Raw genomic sequence first — 25,643 nt, forward strand, 5'->3', positions numbered from 1 at the left:
TGTTCATGGATATACGATTTAGACGTCATTATAGGTAATTGTTAATTTACAAATTAATATTTACATTTACATATCAATTGTGATATAAATAGTAATGCGTACACAGCTTAATAATTTTATGCGTGAACAATTTTTTTTTGCAAATAATGTAAACGAATTCACAATTACTTTTAGTGAATTTGGTTTATGAAAATGCTATAATAAATATGTGACTAAATTAACAAAGGCATTATTTATCATAATACATAGATAAGGAGTTTTGCAGATGGAATGTTGTGGAGGCAACAAAAGTGTTTTAAAAGTTCAGTTCAAAGATGAGAACGTCGATTTATCAGCTTTGGATGCTACTCTAGCAAAGTACGGAAGTATAAAGGGCAGCTTAATTACAATTCTTCAGAAAGCTCAAGACATTTATGGTTATTTACCAGAATCAGTTTTAAACTATGTGGCTACGGAAATAGGTGAAAAGCCAGCTAAGGTTTATGGTGTGGCAACTTTCTATACGCAATTCAGGTTAGAACCTGTAGGTGAGTATCTCATCATGTTATGTAAGGGTACAGCATGCCATGTAAATGGAGCAAATGGAATTGAAGAGGCAATAATTGAGGAGTTAGGTATTCATGATGGAGAAACAACAGAAGATAATATGTTCACTTTAAACAATGTAGCCTGTCTAGGTTGCTGTAGTTTATCTCCTGTTATGATGATTAATGAAGAGACTTACGGTAAATTGACTCCTAAAAAGACAAAAGAAATTATACAAAAGTTGAAAATGGATCATTTGGAAGAAAAGGAGGCATAAGTTTATGAAAATCATTGTAGGATATGGTAGCTGTGGTATTGCTGCAGGCGCTGGTAAAGTATATAAAGCATTAGAAAAGAGAATCAAAGAAGATAATCTTCAAATGGATCTAGATATAGCAGGTTGTAATGGTATGTGTTACTTAGAGCCAATCGTAGATGTTTATGATGATGAAGGAAACAAAAAAACATATGTACAAGTTACCCCTGAACGAATCGATGACATTATAAACAATCTCCAAGACTCAGATCTAATTATTTCAGAAGAAGAAGTAGCTAGAAGATCTAAAATCGTAAAAGTTGCAACTGCAAAATGTGGAGTAATCAATCCAGAAAAAATCGAAGAATACATAGAAAATAATGGCTACGAGGCCATAAAAAAGTGCATTACAGAGATGACACCAGAAAATGTTATTGAAGAAATAAAAGGATCCGGTTTAAGGGGTAGAGGAGGAGCAGGTTTCCCTACTTGGTTTAAATGGAATGCTGCCCTACAATCAAAGGCAACACCTAAGTACATGGTATGTAATGCAGACGAAGGAGATCCAGGTGCATTCATGGACAGAAGTGTACTAGAAGGAGATCCTCATAACTTAATCGAAGGTATGATGATTGGTGCATATGCTATAGGTGCAGAAGAAGGCGTTGTATACGTACGAGCTGAATATCCTCTTGCAATTGTCCGTTTACAAAATGCAATAGATCAAGCTAGAGAAAAGGGCATCCTAGGAAAGAACATCTTTGACAGCAATTTCTCTTTTGACCTAAGAATCAAAGCAGGTGCGGGAGCTTTCGTATGTGGAGAAGAAACTGCATTAATTGCATCTCTTGAAGGCGAAAGAGGTATGCCTAGATTAAAACCTCCATTCCCTGCTCAAAAGGGATACTGGAATCTTCCAACAAATATTAACAATGTAGAGACTTTTGCTAATATTCCATGGATTATGAGCAATGGCGCAGATAAATACGCTGCTATGGGAACAGAAGATAGCAAGGGAACAAAAGTATTTGCTTTAACAGGTAAGATTAAAAATGGTGGGCTTGTTGAGGTTCCTATGGGAATGTCAATTAAAGAAATCATCTATGAACTTGGTGGTGGAATACTAAACGACAAACAATTCAAAGCGGTACAAATGGGTGGACCATCAGGTGGTTGTATCCCTACAAGCATAATTGATACGAAAGTAGATTATAAATCTCTAGCAGCTACAGGAGCCATTATGGGCTCAGGTGGTATGGTTGTTATGGATGAAACTACTTGTATGGTAGATATGGCTAGATTCTTCCTAGACTTTACTCAAAAAGAATCTTGTGGAAAGTGTATTCACTGTAGAATCGGTACTACGAGAATGTTAGAAATTTTAACTCGAATTACAGAAGGAAATGGAAAAGAAGGCGATATCGAACTATTAGAAGAATTAGCTACGCAAATTAAAGCAGGTTCTTTATGTGGTCTTGGTCAAACAGCTCCAAATCCAGTATTAAGTACAATTCGATATTTTAGAGATGAATATGAAGCTCATATTCGCGATCATAAATGTCCTGCTAAACAATGTTCAAATCTTTTAACTTATGAAATAATAGATGCATGTATTGGTTGTGGCCTTTGTAAGAGAAATTGTCCAGTAGAAGCTATTACAGGTGAAAAGAAAGAAAAACACGAAATCAATCAAGAAATCTGTATTAAGTGCGGAAAATGTTATCAAGCATGTAAGTTTGACGCAATTACAGTCGATTAGTACAGGAGGGAGCTAAAATAATGTCTTTGATACGTTTAAATATAAATGGAAAAGAAGTAACTGGCATAGGTGGTCAAACGATTTTACAAATTGCACAAGAAAACAATATCGAAATACCAACACTTTGCTATGATGAAAGAGTAAAAATATACGGCTCTTGCGGTCTTTGTGTAGTTGAAGTAGAAGGAATTCCAAAACTATTAAGATCTTGTGCAACTTTAGCAAGCGATGGAATGGTAGTCAACACAAATTCAGATAAAATTAGGCTATCAAGAAAAACAGCTTTAGACCTATTATTATCTGACCACGTAGGAGACTGTAAAGCACCATGTGTTCGAGCATGTCCAGGACAGACAGATTGTCAGGGCTATGTTGGTTTAATTGCTAACGGTGAGCACATTGAAGCGTTAAAATTAATAAAAGAACAATTGCCTTTACCAGGTAGTATTGGTCGAGTATGTCCACATCCTTGTGAAGATGCATGTAGAAGACAATTGGTTGAAGATCCTATTTCAATTGCACACTTAAAGAGATTTGTAGCCGATCAAGATATGTTTAATGAGGAAATGTTCATTCCTGAGTTAGAGCCTGAAACAGGCAAAAAAGTAGGTGTTATAGGCGGTGGTCCTGCAGGGTTAACAGCAGCTTACTACTTAACTCAAAAGGGACATGATGTAACAATTTATGATCAAATGCCTGAAATGGGTGGAATGCTTAGATACGGTATTCCTCAATACAGATTACCAAAAGACATTATAGATGAAGAAGTTGCTGTTATTGAAAAAATGGGAGTAAAACTCATCAATAATGTGAAAATAGGAAAAGATATTACATTTGATTACATAAAAGAAAACAACGATGCAGTGTTTGTAGGCGTTGGAGCATGGACTAGTTCTGCTATGAGATGTAAAGGAGAAGATACTGAAGGCGTAATTGGCGGTATCGACTTCTTAAGAAAAGCAATGTTAAATGAAGACCTAGTAGTAGGTGAAAAAGTAGCTGTAGTAGGTGGCGGAAACACTGCTATGGATGCTTGTAGAACAGCTATTAGACTTGGCGCAAAGGAAGTTTACGTACTATATAGAAGAACGAAAGAAGAAATGCCTGCTGAAGAAATTGAAATCATAGAAGGTGAAGAAGAAGGCGTAACATTTAAGTTCCTCGTAAGCCCTATAGAAATCATTTCGGAAAATGGCAAAGCAAAACAAGTTCGACTTCAAAAGATGGAACTTGGAGAGCCAGATCAAAGTGGTAGAAGAAGACCTGTTCCAATAGAAGGAGCGGAAGAAGTATTAGATGTAGATTTAGTTATTGCAGCTATAGGTCAAGGATCTAATTTAGCCGGCTTAGAAGCAATAGAAACTACTTCTAGAGGAACCATTGCTGCAGATGAAAACTCTTTCCAAACAAGCATTCCAGGAGTGTTTGCAGGTGGAGATGTAACGAACGCAGGTGCAGGTATTGCAATTCAAGCTATTGGAGATGCAAAAAAAGCGGCTAATGTTATAGACAAATATCTAGCAGGTGAAATGGTACCTTATGTAAAACCATATTATGTAATTAGAGACGATGAAATAACAGAAGAAGATTTTGCTGATCGTCCTAAAATGCCTAGATCAAAAATCAAACATGTAAGTGGCGAAGATCGAAAAGGCAATTTTGAAGAGGTTAACTTTGGTTACACAGAAGAGGAAGCCATAGCAGATGCTAAGAGATGTTTAGAATGTGGATGCCACGATGTATTTGAATGTAAGTTATTCCACTATGCAAATGAGTACGACGTAGAGCCAGCTCGAATTGCAGGAGAAGTACATCACAGAGAAGAAGATGACAATCATCCATTCATCGTTCGAAACAGCGATAAGTGTATTTTATGTGGATTATGTGTAAGAGTATGTTCAGAAGTTATGGACAACGAAGCTCTTGGCTTAATCGATAGAGGTTTTGATACAGTCGTAAAACCAGCTTTTGGTTTACCGTTAAAAGACACAAACTGTATTTCTTGTGGTCAATGCGTAAGCGTATGTCCAACAGGAGCATTACAAGAAAGACTTCAACTTGAAAAATCTGTTCCAGTTGAAACAAATACAACTTCAACAATATGTGCACATTGTAGCGTAGGTTGTAATATCAATCTTGAGACAAGAGGCGAAATGATCTACAGAGCGATTCCGGACAAAGAAAGCAAAGTAGACAATGGACTATTATGTGCTAAAGGTCGCTTTGGTTTTGATACAGTTCAAAAAGACAAGAGAATTCTTAGCCCAATGGTTCGAAAAGAAGGTAATTTAGTAGAAGTAGAATGGGAAGAAGCAATTCGATTTGCTGCTAAGAAAATGCAAAGTTTGTCAATGATGTACGGCTCAGAATCTGTAGCAGTATCTGTATCTGATCGAAGTACCAATGAAGAAATTTACATGGTTAAGAAAATAGCAGAAGAAGGATTAGGTACAAAAAATATTACTTCCTTCAACCGAGTATATGGTGGAATCAAAGATGTATTAGGATATGATGCATCAACAAACACATTTGATGAGCTATACTCTACAGAGACTATTGTACTATTAGGATCAGACATTATGGAAGACCATCCAATCCTAGGTGTTAAGATTAAAGAGGCTGTAGCAAAAGGTGCTCAATTATTAGTAGTTAATCCTTTTGTATCTCATGCGGATGAGTGGGCAAAAAATAAAATTTGTGTAGAAAACAATATAGATTTCTTAAAACAAGTAGCTAAAGAGCTTCTTGAAAGAGGTAGTGCACCTGTAAATACAGCTGGTATTGATGAGTTAAAAGCTAGCTTAAATACTGTAACAGTAGGTAAAGATGCAAAAGAATTTGTTGATATCTATACAAAAGCGAAAAAAGCTATTATCGTATTTGATCAAAATGCTTTAACAGCGGATAGTGCTAAAATGATTGCTAATATTGCAGTATTGGCAGGGCATATTGGCAAAGCGAGAGCAGGTATCATCCAATTAAAACCAAAGAACAATAGCCAAGGTTTAGCGGATATTGGAATTAACGCAGATCACACAATCATAGAAGAAGGAATTAAAGGCGGAATCATCAAAGGTATGATGATATTTGGCGAAGATATACCAAATGTAGACGTAAGCAATTTAGAATTCTTAATGGTTCAAGATATGTACTTGACTGAAACTGCTAAAAAAGCAGATGTAGTACTTCCATCTGCAAGTTATGCAGAATCAAAAGGTACATTCACTAATGCAGAAAGAAGAATTCAAACATTAAAAGTTGCGATTCCATCTTTAACTGGTGAAGAAAACTGGGTTGATTTATGTGATCTAGCAGCAGCATTAGGAATTGAAATCAACTACAGCAACGTAGATGATATTACAGAAGAGTTAACAAGAAATGTTCCAGAGTACTATGGATTTACTGCCTGTGCAGATGGAACGAGCTTCTGGCCAATTGGAGAAGGCCATGTTCTTTATACAAAGGGATATAACTTTGCATGTGGAAAAGCACAGCTACAAGTTGTAGAAGACGGAAAACTTCTTGACAAGGTAGAAAGCACTGATGCTCATGGAAAGATGTTTAAAGAAATATTAAAAGATAATGGAATAATTTAATAAAAAATCGTGCCTTCTCCACGGTGCCATAGGGACACTTTCTAAATCGTGGTGAAGTTGGGCGGTATGTATCGGCAGGCAGTGGATATTCACTGTCTGCCGATTATCGTTTATGTCAGCACCTACTCAAAAATCAGATGAATGTATAGCAGTATAGCGAAAACCCTAAAAATACAATAGTTAACCTGCCTCTGAACCGAAAGGATGGGGGCTTTTTGTACAACCATTCTTTGTGAAAATGACTTTGACAGCACTTTTATCTATTCTATAATTGTTGAATGGAGGTAATATGGTGAAAAAGTTTGTGATATTATTTGTGAGGCTTATAATGGTTTTCACCCTTGCGTTGACACAGGAATTTAGTGTGACAGAGCAGATCACAACTATTGTACTGAAAACGGTAAAGAGTACCGTCGTTTTTCCGTATTCAGCCCGTTTTTCTTAAACGGTTCCTATGGCACAGTAGACTTGGGGTATGTTTTTTAGTTTTATATGATTAAGGTTCTGTTTTTGTGGAATATATATAGTAGGGTTAGTAATGGTCAAACCTTAGAATCGTCTACGTCGATTCTAAGATTGCGACACTTGCTAAATGAAAGCAAACGCTTCAATTTACGTATCCATGTAATTTCACAGTCAAATCAGAAAGTTGTTTGTCTGCTGCATTACATAGATGCTACGAAAGCTTTATTTTTCGCTTGCTCGTTAGCAGGCGAAAAATAAAAATATCTATTTTAAAAGATTAATGATATACTGATAATCGGAATATACAGAAAAAGGAATGATATAATGGAAATAAAAAAATTTGAAGACATACAGTGTAGCGACGAGATAAAAAGAGCAGTTGACGCAATGGGCTTTGAGGAGATGACTCCGATTCAACAATTGACTATGCCTTTGATTATGGCAGGCAAAGATGTTGTAGGACAAGCTCAAACAGGTACAGGTAAAACTGCGGCTTTTGGTATACCTCTTTTAGATATAGTAGACCCCAATAATAAAAGTACGCAGGCTCTCATATTATGCCCCACTAGAGAGCTTGCATTACAGGTCTCAGAAGAAATTGCAAAGCTTGCAAAGTTTAAGCATGGTATTAAGATTGCACCAATTTATGGAGGTCAATCTATTGATCGACAAATTAATGCCTTAAAAAGAGGCGTACAAATTGTCATTGGTACGCCAGGTAGGGTTATCGACCATATCAATAGAAGGACGTTAAAGTTAAAGGATTTGAAATTGTTCGTATTAGATGAGGCCGATGAAATGCTTAATATGGGTTTTAGAGAAGATATAGAGACAATTTTGGAAAGTGTAGATCACGAAAGACAAACTCTCCTTTTTTCTGCTACGATGCCTAAGGCAATATTAGAAATTATCAATAAGTATCAAAAAGATCCAGAGATTGTAAAAGTAGTGCACAAAGAGCTGACTACGCCAAATGTAGAGCAACTATATATAGAGGTAAAAGAACAGGATAAAATAGAAGTTCTTACAAGATTAATAGATGTTTACAATCCTAAATTATCAATTATCTTCTGTAATACAAAGAGAAAAGTAGATGATGTGACAGACCTTATTCAATCAAGAGGTTATAGCGCAGATAAAATTCATGGAGATATGAAGCAACAGGTGAGAAGTAATGTAATCAGCAAGTTCAAAAGAGGAGATATCGAGATTTTAGTAGCTACGGATGTAGCGGCTAGAGGATTAGATATTGATGATGTAGAAATTGTACTTAATTACGATATGCCAAGCCATGAAGAATACTATGTTCATAGGATTGGTAGAACAGGTAGGGCTGGTAAAAATGGAACGGCCTTTACTTTTGTAACGTCAAGAGATTATTATTTGCTAAAGAATGTTATGAATTATACTAAGAAGAAAATCAATCGACATCCTATACCAAGTATAAGCGATATTGAGAACATCAAGACGCAAATATTTATTAATAAATTAAAAAAAGCCATCGGAGAAGGTGGATTATCCAAATACATTAATATTCTAGATAAAATGATGGAGACAGAAGATTTCCAATCCATAGAAGTAGCGGCAGCAATGCTCAAAATGGAATTAGAACTGCCAGAAAAAGATATGATTGAGCCAGTTCAATTTAATAAAGGTAGTCGAAGAGATCAAGGATCTCAAAAAGGTGGTAGAAGAAGAAGAGGCGATGAACATATGGCGAGAATGTTTATCAATGTAGGAAGAAACAAAAAAATTCAACCAGGAGATGTAGTGAAGTCTATTGCCTCTGAGACAAGCATGAGTGGCAGCAATATAGGTCATATCGATATCTTTGAAAATTATACATTTGTAGACATACCGGAAGAATACGCTGACGAAGTACTAGAAATTATGAGAAAAGGAACGATAAAGGGCAATAAAGTAGTCATTGAGAGAGCTCAAGGCAAAAAGCCAAAAAGAAGAGTGCGTACAAAATAAAACTTTGTTTTGTACCATTGTCAATTTTTAATTAAAAGAAAGACTGTAGTGATCTACAGTCTTTCTTTTAGACTTCCACTGCGGTAAGCACTGATTAACATCTCTAAATAATATATCCGCTTGCTCAAGCTCAAACCTACATCTGTATCTGCAACTTTTTTTCGATCTAATACCTTTTCAATGACCCTAATAGTCGAACGGATGTCCTTTCCATCATTGACGGCTTTTTCAACAGATTCAAAGGGCTCATGGCTCGCAAGCTGCAACCCATAAGAATTATAAATCAAAGTATACCCAGCAATACCCGTTGTCTTTTGATAAGCACGAGCAAAACCACCGTCTATGACTAAAAGCCTTCCATTAGCCTTTATAGGGCTTTCTCCATCCTTAGATTTTACAGGCACATGGCCATTAATAATATGTCCATGATCAGGATCTAAACCAAACTCCATTAAAACTTTTTTTGCAATTTTTTCATCATAGATTAAATTATAATAAGGAGTGTATACTTCTTTATGAGTGCTTTTATCTACGACAAGATACCGTTCAAAAGTAGCCATCTTATTCTTGCCAAAGAGAGGGGAGTCTTTATGGCACCATAGATACCAAAAAATTTCCGGTCCTATATTACTTTGTCCGTCTCCAAAATAAGCTTCTCTTACGTATTGATCTAATTTATCCAAGAATTCTCGGCTTTTGTAATATTTATTGTTGATTTTTACTTCTTTGAAACTACCTTCCTTATTCATGGGCAAAGAAGCGTGAAAGAGCAAATTGCCATTGTAATTTAAATAAATACTTCCTTTAGATAGCAAAAATCGTACATGTTTTTGCAATCGTTCAGACAGAGTAAAGGAAGAACGAAGTTTTTGTATTACTCGCTCTTCGTCTAAAGAAAGTTTCCACGATTCTTTAGGGTCTATAGTTGGAAAATTGCTATCACTTAGCTTGTACTGTGCTCCATTTATTTTGATGATACTAGCCTCATAATCAATTTTATCTAAGAGAAGTCTATCTTCTATTTCAAACTCAGGATGTGAAAGGATTAATTGATGCTCCAATTTAAACTGAATAATAGAAATGGCCTTGTGCATTTTTGATAATAACTGTATATCAGAATCTGTAAAAACTTCTGTGCTATTTACTTTAGGAATGAAGTTTTTGCATGGATCGTCAGAATACATCTCTAATGCAAGAGTTGCCAGTGGCAATAAATTAATTCCATATCCGTCTTCTAAGATATCCATATTTGAGTAACGTAGGCATATACGTATCACATTAGCAATACATGATAAATCCCCTGCGGCAGCTCCCATCCAGAGGATATCATGGTTTCCCCATTGTATATCTAAAGAGTGGTGCTCCATTAAAGTGTCCATGATAATATGAGAACCAGAACCTCTATCGTAAATATCTCCAATAATATGTAGGTGATCAATGGTTAGTCTTTGTATGACAGAAGAAATCTCTATAATAAATTCATCGGCTTGCTCTAAAGAGACAATAGCATTAATGATTTCATTATAGTAGTCTTTTTTATTGAAACGGTTTTCATTTTCGTGTAATAATTCCTCCATGATATAGGCAAAAGAGGGCGGGAGTGCTTTTCTTACCTTTGAACGAGTGTATTTAGATGATGCATCTCTGCAAACCTGTACCAATCTGTAGATGGTAATTTTGTACCAGTCACCCAGGTTTTTCTCTAGAGATTTTACCTGTTGCAATTTTTCCTCAGGATAATATATCAGTGTAGCAAGTTCTTGTATATCTGATTCAGATAAGGTTTTTCCAAGTACATCTGTTATTTTCCTTTTGACGACGCCCGAAGCATTTCGCATGACGTGATTAAAGGCTTCATGTTCACCATGAATGTCTGTGAGAAAATGTTCTGTCCCTTTTGGTAAATTCATAATAGCTTTTAGATTAATAACCTCAGAAGCAGCTATTCCAATGCAGGGGAATTTTTGAGATAAGAGTTCTAAGTAATTTCTATTATCTTGGATTTGTTTACTAGTAAATCTGTTCATAGAAAGCCTCCATAACTAAGTTGATAATATTGTAGAGTAGCACATATTCTTTGAATATATTCGCTTTTACAAATAGTATATCATACTATAAAAGAATTAAAATAGATAATAAAAGTTAAATTTCAATTATGTGATATACTAATTAGCGACTTTACTAAGAACTTACATATAGAATTTAGAATAAAACAGGGTCTATTTGCCAATCAATTGGCGTTTCCCCCATATTTAATAGGAAATCGTTTGCCTTTGAGAAGGGTCTGCTTCCAAAAAAACCTTTATTGGCAGAAAAAGGGCTTGGGTGGGGGGATTTGATAATTTTATGATGAGGATTATTAATATACATTTCTTTTGATTGAGCAAATTTTCCCCATAAGACAAAGACAACAGGATCTTTCTTTTGATTAATTATTTGTATGATCTGATCCGTAAAAATCTCCCATCCTAGTTTTTGATGAGAAGCTGGTGAACCCGCTCTTACAGTAAGCACTGCATTTAACAAGAGGACTCCTTGGTCAGACCATTTCTTTAAATGACCGTGGTTTGGTATAGAACAGCCCAGATCATCGTGAAGTTCTTTATAAATATTCATAAGAGAAGGTGGTATGGATACATCAGGTTTTACTGAAAAGGATAGACCGTGAGCCTGTCCTGAGCCATGATATGGATCTTGTCCTAAGATAACCACTTTCACGTCTTTATAAGCAGTATAGTGAAGGGCGTTAAAGATATCATGCATATTGGGATAAATTTTTTTGGTTTTATATTCATTTTTTAAGATATCATGTAATCGGACATAATACTCCTTTTCAAACTCACCTTCAAGAATCAGGCCCCAATCATTTTGAAATTTAATAGTCATGTGAATGCTCCTTACTTTGTAATATATTTAAAGTATAGAATAGTTTATCCTAAAATTCAATGAAACATGTGTAAGTAAAAGGGTTGAAAGGGGAAAGCTAAATGCAAAATTTTTATGTTGGAAGATCTACATGGTTTATAGCGTTTTACAAGGCTTTAACTATTGTTCTATAATTGTTTACTTTGCTTATAATCAAAGTAAAAAAATGTTTACAATCTTGTCCATAATAGTATATAATAAAAACAATGATTTCGTAGCTCAGCTGGGAGAGCGCCACCCTGACACGGTGGAGGTCGCTGGTTCAAGTCCAGTCGGAATCACCAATTTATGAATATTATTTTTTATAGCCTTCTAGTGTGTGCAAAGTGCGTACTAGGAGTTTTTTTGTATAAGGTGGTCAGTTTGAGATACGTAGACGAGATTGCTACATGTCGTAATGTGTAGATAAATGTATATACATCCAGATAATATAGAGACAATATAAAAATAGATAAACATATGTCAAATGTTTGTTGATTTTCAAATATGTATAGTATAAAATCAAAGTATATACAAAAGAGAAAGGATATGAAGTACATATGAATGAAGAAGTTTTGAAAAAACACCCTGAACTGAAAAAGGTAATAGACACTGTATTAGCTGTAGATGTAGGTAACTCATATGTGAAGACAAATGTAGGACTTTCTATACCAAGTAGGATTTCCGAAGTAAATAGACATGGAAGTGTGACGGCAAAGACAAGTAATGTTATTTGGAATGGAAAATTATATACAGTAGGTAGTAAGAATGGTAAGGCTAATATTGAGCCTACAAAGTATTCATCAGATCATTACAAATTATGTTTACTTACTGCCATTGCTCTTAGCTTTAAAGGAAAAAAAGATATAAGCGTAAGACTTGCTTTAGGACTTCCTGCTGAATTTTATGATATTCATTTCCAACCTCTAAAAGATGAAATACTAAAAATGGAAAAACAACAAATCACAGTAAATAGTGTAGAGTACAATATTGAAATTTTAGATGTTCAGGTGTTTAAACAGGGTGGTACGTTAAGCTCCACTAGGGCAAAAAATTATAAGTTCCCTATGTTAATGGTTGACCTTGGTTCTGTGACATTAGATGTATCCTTTTGGCGATTTGTAAAAGATGAATTTGATAATAAAGTATTAAATATGACTGCTGCGAAGAGCTATGCTCAATATGGTTTTCAGCCAGTTATGGAAGATCTTTTAACAAGATTTAACTCTGCAGAAGGTTCAGATGGGAACTACGATATAATAGATGCTATTGAGTTTTTAGAAGAAAATTATCTTCCTTTTAGCACAGAAGAAGAGTTAAAGAGTGTAAAGGATGAAATTCTTATGCCATATGTTTCGGATTTTGTGAGTTCTATAAAAAGCATTTTCCAACTTTCTGCATGTGAAAGTATATTGTTAATGGGTGCTCCAGCTCACATACTGCTTCCATATGTACAAGCAGAGATGAATGTAAAACCAGAAGCTACCCCAATTGTTATAGAAAATGTAAAAGCACAACACGCAAACACAGTAATTTTTGCAGAAAGGTACAAGGAATTATTAACACTTGATTACTTGGAGAAAGTTAAAGGAGCTGAATAATAATGGCAAATGTTCGAAAAACTATTACAGCAAGCCTTGGCTCACTAAATGATAAAGACTTATTTGATTTCTTAGAACAAATGGAAAGTAAAGGGGTCACAGTATCAAAACTAGTAAAAGATGCTTTAAGATATTATCAAGCTAATTATATATCTAATAAAAAGAAACAAAAGAATGATATAGACTATAATCGTATTGAGTCTATTGTAGAAAAAACCGTAAAAAAGGTCCTGGAAGAAATGGATATAGCAAGTTCATTGGCATCAAATATTTTAGAACAAACAGATACTATAGAGACCGTAAATCCTCAAGTGAAGAGCCCAAAACAAGGAGCTAAATTACCTAAGGGAAAGCGGATAAAAGGCATCAAGGAAGCCGTTGGGCTAGAAGAACAAGAGCCAATACAAATTGAAACAGTAAAATCAGTAGAAGAATCTCCTCTTACAACAATAGAAGCTGTTGAAGAAACAGAAATTCTAGAAGAAGGGCTACAAGTAGAACAGGAAGTTGAAAAAACAGAGTCTCAAATAGATGGAGAAGTTTCTATAGAAGTGTCTGCAGAAGTCATTACAACAGAAGAAGAAATAATAGAAGAAGAAATAATAGAAGACGAGCAAAAAGAAGAAATGATTGAAGAAGTAAAAGAAGAAGTAAAAGAAGAAGTAAAAGAAGAATCACTAGCAGAGAAGAAAGAGATAGACAACTCAGACTTAGAAGCTCTAGTGAGTGGTATGATCACTATAAGGTAAGGAGTACTCCTTACCTTTTTTCTTTAAGGTGGTCAGTTGATAAAAACAAATTCGCCTAGGGGCGAGGGAAGTGTTTTTACAATTATTTAACTATTGTTTATTCATGTAGAACTAAAAGGTTTCTTGTAATATATTGTGTTATAATATTTGTATCAGCAGATTGACTCGCAGAAATCCGGATGTTTTCTGTGCTCGCACAAGAAAATATCTTGATTGCTAGCAAGTGCAAACAATCTCGGCTGCGAGGCGACTGAGGTAATCTACGGAATTTATGATATAACAAAAGAGATATAAAAGAACAGAAAACACAAAAACAAGGAGGTCTTTATGAATCTTAAAAATTTTCTTATAGAAGATGGTGTTAATCCAAAATTGATTGATGACGTAGACTATTTTAGTCGTTATCACAAAGTAGACTCCAATGCCCTAGATCGAATTCCTGGCCTTAGCAATTATTTTTATGGGAAAGAAATTTGGGAGATGGTTATTTCTGCATTATTAGAGGGAGAGCATGTACTCCTATCAGGACCAAAGGCTACTGGAAAAAATCTTTTGGCAGATAATGCTTGTCATTTGTTTGGCAGGCCCCAATGGAATGTATCTTTTAATGTAAACACAGATAGCGCAAACTTAATTGGTACAGATACCTTCGAAAACAACGAAGTAAAACTTCGTAAGGGACCAGTATACCATTGTGCTACTTATGGTGGATTCGGTGTTTTTGATGAAATCAATATGGCTAAAAATGATGCTGTTGTAGTTTTGCATTCAGCTCTTGATTATAGAAGGATTATTGATATACCTGGCTATGAAAAAATTGCACTTAACGATGCGACTCGTTTTATTGGTACGATGAATTACGATTATGCAGGTACAAAAGATTTAAATGAGGCTCTCGTATCTCGGTTCTTAGTTGTGGACATCCCCAAAGTGGATGAACCAAAGCTAATGAAAATATTAACAGATGATTTTCCAGATGCGGATAAGGAAATCCTAAGTCAATTTATTGGCGTATTTATAGATTTGCAAATGAAATCAGAAAATGGTGAGATCTCAACAAAAGCAGTTGATTTAAGAGGTTTGATTGCTTCCTTAAAGACGATTAGAAGAGGTTTGAGACCGAGATTAGGTATTCAAATGGGGATAACAGGAAAAACCTTTGATCAATATGAAAAGGAAATAGTAGAAGATGTAATTCGAACGAGAATACCTGAAGCTTGGACAGTAGAAGATGTGTTTCCTTCTAGATAGGAGAAATGATCATGGAATGGGAGTATAATGATTATGAATTAGATAATAGGTTACATAATATGATGTGGACCATATCCGAAGATTATGGAGAAGAATCGAATGATCTAAAGAGGTATGCAAATGTATCTAAAGATTTAGCCATATACTTTGCAGTCAAAACAGGTGCTCGAAAAAAGTATGTAGATTGGTTGACGGTAAAAAAGTATATTTCCTATAAGGCAAGAAAAGGTGTAAATCCTGATATTCTTGTACCTTTTGTAGAAATCTGCCTAGACATTATGGTCGAAGATAAATTGATTGAGGAACGTCCAGGAGTTCAAGATATAAGAAACGAGGGGTACGAGGAACTCTTAAAACAGTTTTTAAAGACACATTCCTCTACATTGATGGAAAAAATCCGCTATGCTTGGGTGTTTGAGCAAATGGGTAAAAGCGTCCAATTTGACCGACAGGTCAGGGGGATTTTGAAGGATATGTTGGAGTGCAAAAACGCTACTACTACAAAAGAAGTAATTGTGCTTATGGACAAAATCTATACAAAGCACTTTAGCCAGGAAGAAGATTACTTCGTTGAAATAGAAGATCAGCTTATAGAACAAGTGCAACAACAGGCCTTAAGTGAAGATAGCAATGGGGATTTTCAAGATTTCTTATATGAAGAATTATATAAAGATAATGAGGTTAGTCAAGAAATATCTGAAGTAGTGGATAATATGAATAGCTCCTTATTAGTAGAGTCTTTAGGAGATTTTTCTAAGGATGCCTCTACAATGGACAATAGACATATTTTTGTGGATCAAGAAACAGCTAATAAAATTTACGATAAAATATCTTACTATTATGGGGATCCCTTTTTAAGTAAAGAAGAAGTGCGAAATATTGAACGGAAAGTTTGTAGCAATGCCCATGATGGATGCAGGATTCACTTTACAGATGGAGTACTTCGAACAGACAACGATAATGCTTTTCAGAAAAAGTTTGTGTCTCGTCAAAGAGAAAATAATTTATCCTTTTATGCTCAGAATCCAAGGATAAACAAGAGAAATATTACAAAATTGAAACAAATGATCTTGCGAACGATGATCGCTGAGAGTGAAGTGACAAAAATACCATCTGATAATGGCGTAATAGTTGCCAATAAGCTTTGGAAAATTGGTAGAAGCAAAGATACTAAAGTGTTTAATAAAATCTTAAAAAATGAAAAAGGCGGATATGCAGTAGACATCCTCCTAGATGCCAGTGGTTCTCAAAGGATGAACCAAGGACAGGTAGCATCACAAGCGTATATTATTAGTGAGGCTTTAACCTTAGCATCTATTCCTAATAGGGTTATGGGTTTTAGCAACTTTCTAGATTACACGATTTTAAGGCGATATCGCAATTATGATAGTCCGCGCAGTGAAAACAAAAATATATTTGAATATTATTCTGCAGGTAATAATAGAGACGGTTTAGCGATTCAATCAGTTGCTCAAGATCTTTTGAAAAGAGAAGAAGAAAATAAAATCATGATTATCTTAAGCGATGGTAAACCTAATGATATTATTATTTCCAAAGTAGCACAGATTGGTTTAAAAGGAAAAGTATCCTATCAAGGGACAGCAGCCATAAAAGATACGGCCCTAGAAGTACGAAAAGCTCGTAAATCAGGGATCCTAGTTCTAGGCGTATTCACCGGAAAAGAAGAAGACTTACATGCAGAGAAATTCATTTACGGCAAAGACTTCATATACACTAGAAATGTAGATCGCTTTGCAGATATAGTTGGAACATTCTTAAAGAGAGTAATTGAAAATTACTAAAAACACCCTCGCGAGAGGGTGTTTTTAGTTGGCTAGGGAAACCTTAACTCGCCTATAGGCAAGTTAAGGTTTCGTTTATCTCCTTTTCGTGGATAATACACCCTAATGATGATAAAATATAGGTATGGAATAGACAGCGAGGAGAGAAGGCCAATGTTATATATAGGACCCCATATATCTACCTCTAAGGGGATGTATATGGCGACGAAGGATGCAATAGGTATTGGTGCAAATACCTTTCAGTTTTTTACACGAAATCCTAGGGGAAGTAAAGCAAAGAAGCTAGACTTAGATGATATGGCTAAATGTAAAGTTTTAATGGAAGAGAATGACTTTGGACCTTTACTGGCTCATGCGCCTTATACTTTAAATATGAGCTCTGCAACAGAAAGTACGAGAGAATTTGCTAAAATGGTATTTGAAGACGACTTAAATCGGATGGAATATATACCTTGTGATTTGTATAACTTTCACCCAGGTAGTCACGTAGGACAAGGTGCAGAGAAGGGCATTGAACTTATTGCACAAGTTCTCAATGCAGTATTGAAAGAAGAGCATACGACGACTGTTCTATTAGAGTTGATGTCAGGGAAAGGAACAGAGATAGGAATTGTTTTTGAAGAGGTAAAAGAGATTATGGATAGAGTCAAATTAAATGATAAATTAGGCATTTGCTTAGACACTTGTCACATATACTCTGCAGGATATGATATCGTCAATAATTTAGATGGAGTTATAGAAGAATTAGATAAAACTATTGGAGTAGATAGATTAAAGGCCATTCATTTAAACGACAGTAAAAATCCTCTAGGAAGTAAAAAGGACCAACATGAGACCATTGGACAAGGTCATATAGGTTTAAAAGCAATTCTAAATATTATGACACACCCTAAACTTAAACATATTCCATTCTTCTTAGAAACGCCAAATGAACTTGAAGGTCATAGAGAAGAAATTGAGATGATACGGAAAGCGCTAAAAATATAGTCAGATATATGCATATCTGATATATAAACATATATCTGACAATAGTTAAATAGTAGTCGAACAATCGTTTAACTACTGTTTAACTATTGTTGGACCATCGTTCCACAATTGTTCTACTATCATTCAACCATCATTCAAAAGGAGAGATATATGAAAGAAAAAATTGCATTATTAAAGTGCACAGGTTATGAACTAGAGCTCGTTGAAAGGACATTAAGAGAAGGTTTTGAACTTCTTGGGGGAGAGCCCTTTATAAGAAAGCTTATTCCCCTTAATGCAAAGGTCTTACTAAAGCCAAATCTTTTAATGGCAGAAGAGGCAGGTTCGCCTGTTATAACTCATTATATTGTATTCGAAGCACTCCTTCGAATTATCTCTGATTACACAGACAGTATTACTTTTGGAGATTCTCCTGGTTTTGGAAGCTCTTATAAAGCGGCTCAAAAGGCAAGGCTTATTGAAGTAGGAAGTAAATACGGTGCTAGCTTTGTAGATTTTAATGACAATATTAATCTAGAGCTAGAAGACGCTATTTTGTGTAAAAACTGGGATATAGCAAGGGCTGCTTATGAGTCGGATGTCTTGATATCCTTACCTAAATTAAAAACTCATGGAATGATGTATTACACTGGAGCGGTCAAAAATCAGTTTGGTTGTGTGCCAGGTACGAGAAAGGCTGTATGGCATGCTCGAATGAATAATTTAGAAAACTTTGCAAAAATGCTCTTAGATTTAAACACTTTAGTCGATACAAAGTTTGCTGTATTAGATGGCATAGTGGCAATGGAAGGCAATGGGCCGAGAAACGGAACTCCTAGGAAAATGGATACAATCATTATGGGTGAAAGCCTTACAGCTATAGACGCAGTTGCAGCGAGTCTTATAGGTTATGAAGATCCTTTAGAATTACCTCAATTAAAAGCAGCTTATGAATCTAATTGGGGAACGGTTTTTCTTGATGAAATTAAGATTTTAGGAGAGAAGAGAGAAGGTCTAAAGGTAGAGGATTTTAAACTCATAGCTAAAAAGTTAGAGTACCTAGGCACAGAAGGTTCTCACAAATTTATGAGAAGATTTTTAGCACCTTATCCAAAATTGATTTTAGAAAAATGTATCAGCTGTAATCGATGTTATGAAGTTTGCCCTGAAAAACCAGATGTGATTACTATGACCGATCAAAAAGGTAAGAAGGCACCTGAATTTAATAAGAAAACATGTATTCGTTGTTTCTGTTGCCAAGAATTATGTCCAGAAGGGGCCATAGAAGTGGCGCAAACGAGGTTGGGTAGAGTATTTAACTAGGCATACTTATAGGCAGGGAATAATTTTAAATTCGTAATTAAAAATACGCCAAGGCTTTTCCCAACCAACCGTCCAACCAGAAGGGAGTGAAATCATGAATCTAATTTTAGGTCGAAAAGGTACCGGAAAATCTCATATTATATATAATCAAATAAAAAAATGCATCGAAAAGGGTGAGGATAGGCTTATCCTTATTGTACCGGAGCAATTTACTTTTCAGGCAGAGAGGGAATTGATTGAAGTCTTAGATAGCCCTGGAATACTAGATGTGGAAGTTTTGAGCTTCTCCAGATTAATGAGTAGGCTCATGGAAGAAGTTGGAGGCGCTACAAAAGTGAAATTGTCTCCAACTGGAAAACATATGGCCTTGCAAAAATCATTATTAGATAGACAGGAAGAGCTTTCTGTTTACAGAGGTATGGTTCGAAAACCAGGTTTTATTCATGAAGTTCAGGATATTATTGCTAATCTCAAAAAAAAGATGATTTGTGAAGAAGATTTAAAAGAAATTCTAGAAAAGGACTTAGAAGATCATCAAATGCTTAGCAGAAAACTTAAGGATATTACTACTCTTATGGAAAGTTATAATAACTGGCTAGGAGAGGAATACTTAGACAACGAAGGCGTTATAGACTTGCTTATAGACCAGATGGAGGGCAGCACTACAATTCCTAAGTTAAAGATATGGATTGATGGATTCGATACTTTTACGGAGCAGATGTTTAAATTTGTTGAAAAACTCTATGTCTATAGCAAAGAGTTAACCATAAGTCTTACTCAAATAACAAATAAAGAAGATCGTGATGTAGAGATTTTCCTTATCAATGAAAATACACAAAATAAACTAATGGAAATGGCAAGAGGACAGGCAAAGCTCATCACTACTCATTATAAGCAAAAGGATAAACGGAAAGATATTGAGCATTTGGAAAGAGAATTATACTCTTATCCACTTATCCCCTATGAAGAGAAAGAAGAGAATATTAAAATTCGAGCCTTCAAAAATGTCTATGAAGAACTAGACTATCTTTGTATAGATATTTTAAAGTTGGTACAAGAAGAAGGTTATCGATTTAGAGATATTACAGTTGTGACGAATGATTTAGGCAGTTATGAATTCTTAGTAAAAAGATCTTTTGGAGAATACAGTATCCCTTTTTTCATGGATGCTAAAAGGAAAATAACAGACAAGCCTTTAAGTATTTTACTCATTTATTCTTTGAGGGCCATTGCATATCACTTTACATATGAAGATATGTTTGCCCTTATAAAGACGGGACTCACCAATTTAGATTATGAAGAATACGAAATCTTAGAAAATTACGTATTAAAATACGGCATAAAGGGGAGTAAGTGGAAGAATGGATTTACTCAAACACAAGAATCTGATGAGTTTGACTTAGAAAAACTAAATAGTATGAGAAGTTCTATAATAGACCCTCTACTAAATTTATATGAGAAGATTAAGGGGAATCCTAGCTTCGAGCATATCACAATTGCCTTGTATGAATACATGGAATCTTTATCTATAGAAGAAAAACTTCAAAAAATGTTACAAGAAGTAAAAAACGAGTATGGTCAATATGAGTACGCTGCTGAAATCGCTCAAATTTATAATATTGTAATGGACTTATTTGACGAAGTAATCGAGATATTTGGCGATCACAAAACCAGTACACGAGAGTATTTAGATATTTTAGAGTCAGGTATCGAATGTGTAGACCTTTCCGTTATCCCCTCTTCTTTAGATCAAGTCATCGTAGGGGATATTATGAGAACGCGAACCACAGATTTTAAGGCTTTATTTATACTAGGGGTAAATGAAGGGAAATTACCTTCACCCCAGATTAGTGAAGGAATCTTCAGTGAAAATGAGAACGCTATTCTCAGAGAAAAGGGTATGGAAATTGAAGAGGATATTAGCTTTAAAAACATTCAGGAAAGATACTTGATTTATAGCGCTTTAGCAAAGCCAAAAGAAAAGATTATCGTAAGTTATCCCTTAGCAGATTGGGAAGGAGCTTCATTAAGACCATCTATGCTAATACATCGCTTAGAAGAAATATTTCCTTCTATAAAAGTGGAGAGGGAATGGCAGGATGCTTATCCTATTACGAATGCTAGAGGAACAGTAAAGCATATGATTCAATACTACAGGTCAATTATAGACGGCTTTGATGAAGCAGGTGAAAGTATTTGGGATGATGTATACCTTTGGTATGAAGAAAATCCCCGCTGGGAAAATCATATGTCCCATATAAAAGAGGCAATGGTTTTTGATAATAGAATATCTCGATTAAGACCAGATTTGATAAAAGGACTTTATGGTGAAACCTTAAATACAAGCGTTACAAGATTAGAAGAGTATTCAAATTGCCCTTTTAAACATTATGTAAATTACGGATTAAGACCAAAAGAACGAAAGATTTATCAAGTTTCTATACCAGATATAGGGGAGATCCTTCACCGATTGATTTATGAGTACACTCTTATTATTGAAAAAGATGGATTGGATTGGAAGGAAATTCAAAGAGAAAAGTCTGTTTTAATATGTAGAGAAGTCATGGATCGTCTCGTAGTAGATTATAGGCAAGGAATCTTTGAGAGTAATTTTAGGTATAAGTATTTAGCTAGGTATATTTATAGGATTTTCGTTAGAGCAGTAGAGACTTTGACCTATCACTACAAGAAAGGCAAATTTTCTATGTTGGGAAATGAGTTGATTTTTGGTCTAGGACAATCCATTCCTCCTATTAAAGTTGAATTATCACAAGAGCATATTCTCTATTTAGAGGGTAGAATGGACAGAGTAGATATATTAAAACATGAAGATAAATGGTTTATGAAAATCATGGATTTTAAGACGGGGAATAAAGAGTTAAACTTAAGTGATATATACTACGGTTTGTCTTTACAATTAATCGTATACATGTGGGTATGTTTGAATTATGGCAAGAAAAAAGATATGGAATCGGTGGCTGCTGGAATGTTTTATTTTAAATTAGATGATCCTCTCGTCTTAAGTGGTAAGGTAGAGGAAGAAGTGATTAAAAGTGAAATTACCAAGCATTTCAAATTAAAAGGTCTCATGTTAAAAGATATAGAGGTTTTAAAGGCTATGGATGAGGATGTAGAACATTCTGATATCGTCAACTACAAAGTGAAAAAGAATGGGGACTTTTCGGCTACATCAAAAGGATTGATTGAAGAGAAACAATTAGATCAGCTCTTATCTCACGTAGAGAATACTATTACCAATATAGGAGAAGAAATATTTGCTGGAAACATCGCCATCCGACCAATAAAAGGACAAAAAAGAGAAGCCTGCACCTATTGTAAGTACAAAGGAATATGTTTCTTTGATCAACAGCTGGATGGAAATAAATTTAGTACGAAGTTGGATTTGAGTGATGAGGAAGTACTGAAACGTCTAGACGAATAGTTGGACGGAAAAACATTAAAGCAGAAGATTGCAAGCTGGTTGTACAAAGAAAATCTGCTATTATGTAGGAGAAGACGCCTTCACCGCTCCGGCACAACGGTCACCATGGGTGAGCAAATGCCTGTCCAACCATAACGTTACTTAAAAATTAAAACGAACTATAAAAACATACAATATAGAATGCATCCTTTACAACTATAGCAAAAGAGGTGAAAACCATGCCGTGGACTGAGAATCAGCAAAGGGCGATTGATACTAGAGATAAAAGTTTGCTGGTTTCTGCAGCTGCAGGATCAGGAAAAACAGCAATATTGGTAGAGAGAATAGTAAAGATAATTATTGAAGATAAGGTAGATGTAGATCGTCTATTGGTGGTTACCTTTACAAAAGCAGCTGCTGAAGAGATGAGGGCTCGCCTCTATAAGAAATTAATGGAGACGATGGAAGAGGAGAAGGTTAGTCGGAGCTTTTTAAGTCGTCAAATCGCGAAACTTTCTGGAGCATCCATCAGCACCTTGCACTCTTTTTGTTTAGATATTACAAAGAAATACTTTCAAATAATTAATTTAGATCCAGGGCTTCGTATCGGAGATGAAACTCAGATTGGAATACTGAAGGATAAGGCTTTAGGAGAGCTTTTAGAAGAAGAGTACGAAAAAGAAGATGAAAGATTTATCGATTTGTTAGAGATGTTTAACAATAAAAGAGATGATGAAGAGATACGCAATATGATTAACAAGCTCCACCTCTTTTTAATGAATCGGCCTTTTCCTAAGGAGTGGGTGGAGAAGTCCTTAAAAAGCTTTAAAATGAACTTAGAGAGTTTTAATAAGAGCAATCTTTTTGAGGAGTATGGAGCTAGTGCAAAAAGAAAACTAAATTCGGCTAAAATAGAGATATACAAAGCTTTACAAATGGCAAACGCCTTAGAAGACAATGAGAAAGCTATTCACGTTTTACAAGACGAAGAACGCCAAATTGATCTCATTCTAAGAGATTTAAATCGTGGTTATGAATTTTATTATCAGTCCTTAGAAGATGCGAAGTTTAGCACTCTTAGAATCAAAACAGATAATATAGAGTTAAAAGAGATGATAGTAGATCGCCGAAACAGTGCAAAAGAGATTGTCAAGAAACTTCAAGAGAGTTTGCAGTACAATTCGCCAGATACTATGATGGAAGAGATTGCAGAAATGGAACCTGTTATAGGGTATCTGTTACATTTAGTATTACAATACAATCAGGTCTTTCAAGAGAAAAAGTTAGAAAGACGAGTTATGGATTTTAATGATATGGAGCATTATACTCTCAAAATACTTCAAAATTCAGAAGTTAGAGAAGAGCTGCGAAGCCAATACGCATTTGTATTTGTAGATGAGTATCAGGATAGTAATGAAATTCAGGATACGATTATCTCTAGTATTATGAGAGAAGATAATGTGTTTTTTGTTGGAGATGTAAAGCAGAGCATTTATCGATTCCGAATGGCAGATCCAACCTTATTTTTAAAAAAGCAGATTTCTTTTTCTGATAAAAAAGAGAATACAAAGGAAACCATCGCCTTAAATCAAAACTTTAGAAGTAGACAAAAGATCATCGATTTTATTAATTTGGTTTTTGAAAATATCATGAGCGAATACATTGGAGAGGTAAGATACGACGACGATGCTAAATTGTATTTAGGTGCCCAGCAAGCTCCCTTGCAAGAAAAAGTAGAAATTACAATTATAGAAAATGATAAAGACAATATTCCCAGTGAAGAGCTTATGGAGATTGGAAAAATTGAAGGGGAAGCGCTGTTTATTGCTAACAAAATAAAAGAGTTATTAAAAGAAAAGGTTTACGACAAAGATATAAACGACTACAGAGCCTTAGAATACAAGGATATGGTCATATTGCTTCGGACCACGCGTCAATGGTCTGACCTTTATTATGAGGTATTAAATCAACAAGGAATACCTGTCTATGCAGAGTCTCAAACAGGATATTTTGATACTTTAGAAATTCGATTGATCATTGAATTACTTAAACTAATCGACAATAGCTATCAGGACATTCCTTTGATTAGCGTTATGAAGTCTCCGGTTTTCTCTTTTACCATTGAAGAGCTTACACAGATACGCATAAATGAAAAAAAAGCTAGCTTTATTGATGCTGTTAAAGCTTATATCATCAATAAGGATGATGATTTAAGTCCGCGCCTAAAAAACATGATGCAAAAAATTGAATTGTGGAAAAAACAGTGTAGGTATATGCCCCTCAATGATTTTATCTGGAAACTTGTCGTAGAAACGGGCTATTACTATTATATTAGTGCAATGCCAGGGGGAATACAAAGACAAGCAAATATTCGAGTACTTATAGATCGAGCAAAGCAGTACACAGAATCTAATATTAATGGTTTGTTTAATTTTATTCGGCTAGTAGAAAATTTGAGAGAGACAAAAAGAGATTTGTCTTCAGCGAAGATTATTGGACCGAACGAAAATGTTATACGTATAATGAGCATTCACAAAAGCAAAGGATTAGAATTTCCTGTAGTCTTTGTAGGGGGACTAGGAAAAAATATGAATCTACAAGATATACGAGATTCTATTATTGTTCACAAAGATTTAGGTATTTGTCCTAATTATGTAAATCTAGATGAACGTAGATATTGCCCTACCATCTTTAAGACCATTGCCAAGGAAAAAATTCAATTAGAGACTTTGTCTGAGGAAATGAGAGTTTTATATGTAGCTTTGTCTAGGGCAAAAGATTATCTTTATTTAGTAGGAACGGTAAATAAATTAGAAAGATCTATTGAAAAGAAATGGTCAAATACATTAAGTGAATATTTTATTTCTACAGGTAGAACGTATTTAGATTGGATTATGCCTGTAGTGCTTAAAAGGTTGGACCACAAAGAGGATGATGAGAGCTGTTTTATCCTTGAATACAAAAGATTATCTGAGATCATAAATAAATTAAAAACAGAACACTTAGAGGGAAAATGGGATTTAATACAGTATTGGGCGTGTTTGGTTA

The 25,643-nt window shown here is 34.9% G+C and carries 14 protein-coding genes and 1 tRNA gene; 13 read left to right on the top strand and 2 right to left on the bottom strand.

Annotated elements, in window-relative coordinates; translation table 11 throughout:
• Nucleotides 1-265 precede the first annotated feature (265 nt).
• The 4 genes from nuoE (at nucleotide 266) to Q7P22_RS01715 (ending at nucleotide 8,578) form a co-directional block, all read left to right on the top strand.
• Nucleotides 266-802, top strand: a complete 537-nt coding sequence (gene nuoE / locus Q7P22_RS01700; RefSeq protein WP_303859911.1) for an NADH-quinone oxidoreductase subunit NuoE — start codon at nucleotides 266-268, stop codon at nucleotides 800-802.
• 4 nt (nucleotides 803-806) lie between these two features.
• Complete coding sequence (gene nuoF / locus Q7P22_RS01705) at nucleotides 807-2,540, top strand: NADH-quinone oxidoreductase subunit NuoF (RefSeq protein WP_303859913.1); 1,734 nt, start codon at nucleotides 807-809, stop codon at nucleotides 2,538-2,540.
• Between the two features lie 20 nt (nucleotides 2,541-2,560).
• Nucleotides 2,561-6,136, top strand: coding sequence for a molybdopterin-dependent oxidoreductase (locus tag Q7P22_RS01710; RefSeq protein WP_303859915.1), 3,576 nt, complete (start codon nucleotides 2,561-2,563; stop codon nucleotides 6,134-6,136).
• 789 nt (nucleotides 6,137-6,925) lie between these two features.
• Entirely contained in the window at nucleotides 6,926-8,578 is a 1,653-nt protein-coding gene (locus Q7P22_RS01715) for a DEAD/DEAH box helicase (protein WP_303859917.1), read from the top strand.
• A 53-nt stretch (nucleotides 8,579-8,631) separates the two neighbouring features.
• Here the strand turns inward: Q7P22_RS01715 and Q7P22_RS01720 are convergent, their stop codons facing one another.
• Together Q7P22_RS01720 and Q7P22_RS01725 are read right to left on the bottom strand one after the other, a co-directional pair.
• Nucleotides 8,632-10,605 (bottom strand): fructose-1,6-bisphosphatase, encoded by a 1,974-nt coding sequence (locus Q7P22_RS01720; RefSeq protein ID WP_303859919.1) that lies wholly within the window; start codon nucleotides 10,603-10,605, stop codon nucleotides 8,632-8,634.
• A 175-nt stretch (nucleotides 10,606-10,780) separates the two neighbouring features.
• Complete coding sequence (locus tag Q7P22_RS01725; protein ID WP_303859921.1) at nucleotides 10,781-11,464, bottom strand: uracil-DNA glycosylase; 684 nt, start codon at nucleotides 11,462-11,464, stop codon at nucleotides 10,781-10,783.
• 247 nt (nucleotides 11,465-11,711) lie between these two features.
• Between Q7P22_RS01725 and Q7P22_RS01730 the strand changes: the two genes are divergently transcribed.
• The 9 genes from Q7P22_RS01730 to addA form a co-directional block, all read left to right on the top strand.
• Nucleotides 11,712-11,787, top strand: a tRNA-Val gene (locus Q7P22_RS01730).
• A 255-nt stretch (nucleotides 11,788-12,042) separates the two neighbouring features.
• Nucleotides 12,043-13,083 carry a ParM/StbA family protein gene (locus tag Q7P22_RS01735; protein ID WP_303859923.1) on the top strand — a complete coding sequence of 347 codons (1,041 nt, stop codon included), beginning with the start codon at nucleotides 12,043-12,045 and terminating at the stop codon, nucleotides 13,081-13,083.
• Nucleotides 13,084-13,085: 2 nt separating this feature from the next.
• The gene (locus Q7P22_RS01740) at nucleotides 13,086-13,832 is read left to right on the top strand and encodes a hypothetical protein (RefSeq protein ID WP_303859924.1); all 747 of its coding nucleotides are present in this window, start codon (nucleotides 13,086-13,088) and stop codon (nucleotides 13,830-13,832) included.
• 327 nt (nucleotides 13,833-14,159) lie between these two features.
• On the top strand, nucleotides 14,160-15,083 hold the full coding sequence (locus tag Q7P22_RS01745; protein ID WP_303859926.1) for an AAA family ATPase: 924 nt from the start codon (nucleotides 14,160-14,162) through the stop codon (nucleotides 15,081-15,083).
• Between the two features lie 11 nt (nucleotides 15,084-15,094).
• Nucleotides 15,095-16,885: a nitric oxide reductase activation-like protein gene (locus Q7P22_RS01750; RefSeq protein ID WP_303859928.1), complete on the top strand. Its 1,791-nt coding sequence runs from the start codon at nucleotides 15,095-15,097 to the stop codon at nucleotides 16,883-16,885.
• Nucleotides 16,886-17,038: 153 nt separating this feature from the next.
• The gene (locus Q7P22_RS01755) at nucleotides 17,039-17,872 is read left to right on the top strand and encodes a deoxyribonuclease IV (protein WP_303859930.1); all 834 of its coding nucleotides are present in this window, start codon (nucleotides 17,039-17,041) and stop codon (nucleotides 17,870-17,872) included.
• 150 nt (nucleotides 17,873-18,022) lie between these two features.
• Complete coding sequence (locus tag Q7P22_RS01760) at nucleotides 18,023-19,174, top strand: DUF362 domain-containing protein (protein WP_303859932.1); 1,152 nt, start codon at nucleotides 18,023-18,025, stop codon at nucleotides 19,172-19,174.
• Between the two features lie 94 nt (nucleotides 19,175-19,268).
• Nucleotides 19,269-22,616 carry a helicase-exonuclease AddAB subunit AddB gene (addB, locus tag Q7P22_RS01765; RefSeq protein WP_303859934.1) on the top strand — a complete coding sequence of 1,116 codons (3,348 nt, stop codon included), beginning with the start codon at nucleotides 19,269-19,271 and terminating at the stop codon, nucleotides 22,614-22,616.
• Nucleotides 22,617-22,834: 218 nt separating this feature from the next.
• A partial coding sequence (gene addA / locus Q7P22_RS01770; RefSeq protein ID WP_303859936.1) for a helicase-exonuclease AddAB subunit AddA occupies nucleotides 22,835-25,643 on the top strand: 2,809 nt, incomplete at its 3' end.

It is taken from the genome of Alkalibaculum bacchi, assembly GCF_937875145.1.
GTDB lineage: Bacteria > Bacillota > Clostridia > Eubacteriales > Alkalibacteraceae > Alkalibaculum > Alkalibaculum bacchi_A.

Bases quoted from the DNA above. Each gene is read 5' to 3' on its own strand.
- nuoE (WP_303859911.1), top strand. From the start codon at position 266: ATGGAATGTTGTGGAGGCAACAAAAGTGTTTTAAAAGTTCAGTTCAAA.
- nuoF (WP_303859913.1), top strand. From the start codon at position 807: ATGAAAATCATTGTAGGATATGGTAGCTGTGGTATTGCTGCAGGCGCT.
- Q7P22_RS01710 (WP_303859915.1), top strand. From the start codon at position 2,561: ATGTCTTTGATACGTTTAAATATAAATGGAAAAGAAGTAACTGGCATA.
- Q7P22_RS01715 (WP_303859917.1), top strand. From the start codon at position 6,926: ATGGAAATAAAAAAATTTGAAGACATACAGTGTAGCGACGAGATAAAA.
- Q7P22_RS01720 (WP_303859919.1), bottom strand. From the start codon at position 10,605: ATGAACAGATTTACTAGTAAACAAATCCAAGATAATAGAAATTACTTA.
- Q7P22_RS01725 (WP_303859921.1), bottom strand. From the start codon at position 11,464: ATGACTATTAAATTTCAAAATGATTGGGGCCTGATTCTTGAAGGTGAG.
- Q7P22_RS01735 (WP_303859923.1), top strand. From the start codon at position 12,043: ATGAATGAAGAAGTTTTGAAAAAACACCCTGAACTGAAAAAGGTAATA.
- Q7P22_RS01740 (WP_303859924.1), top strand. From the start codon at position 13,086: ATGGCAAATGTTCGAAAAACTATTACAGCAAGCCTTGGCTCACTAAAT.
- Q7P22_RS01745 (WP_303859926.1), top strand. From the start codon at position 14,160: ATGAATCTTAAAAATTTTCTTATAGAAGATGGTGTTAATCCAAAATTG.
- Q7P22_RS01750 (WP_303859928.1), top strand. From the start codon at position 15,095: ATGGAATGGGAGTATAATGATTATGAATTAGATAATAGGTTACATAAT.
- Q7P22_RS01755 (WP_303859930.1), top strand. From the start codon at position 17,039: ATGTTATATATAGGACCCCATATATCTACCTCTAAGGGGATGTATATG.
- Q7P22_RS01760 (WP_303859932.1), top strand. From the start codon at position 18,023: ATGAAAGAAAAAATTGCATTATTAAAGTGCACAGGTTATGAACTAGAG.
- addB (WP_303859934.1), top strand. From the start codon at position 19,269: ATGAATCTAATTTTAGGTCGAAAAGGTACCGGAAAATCTCATATTATA.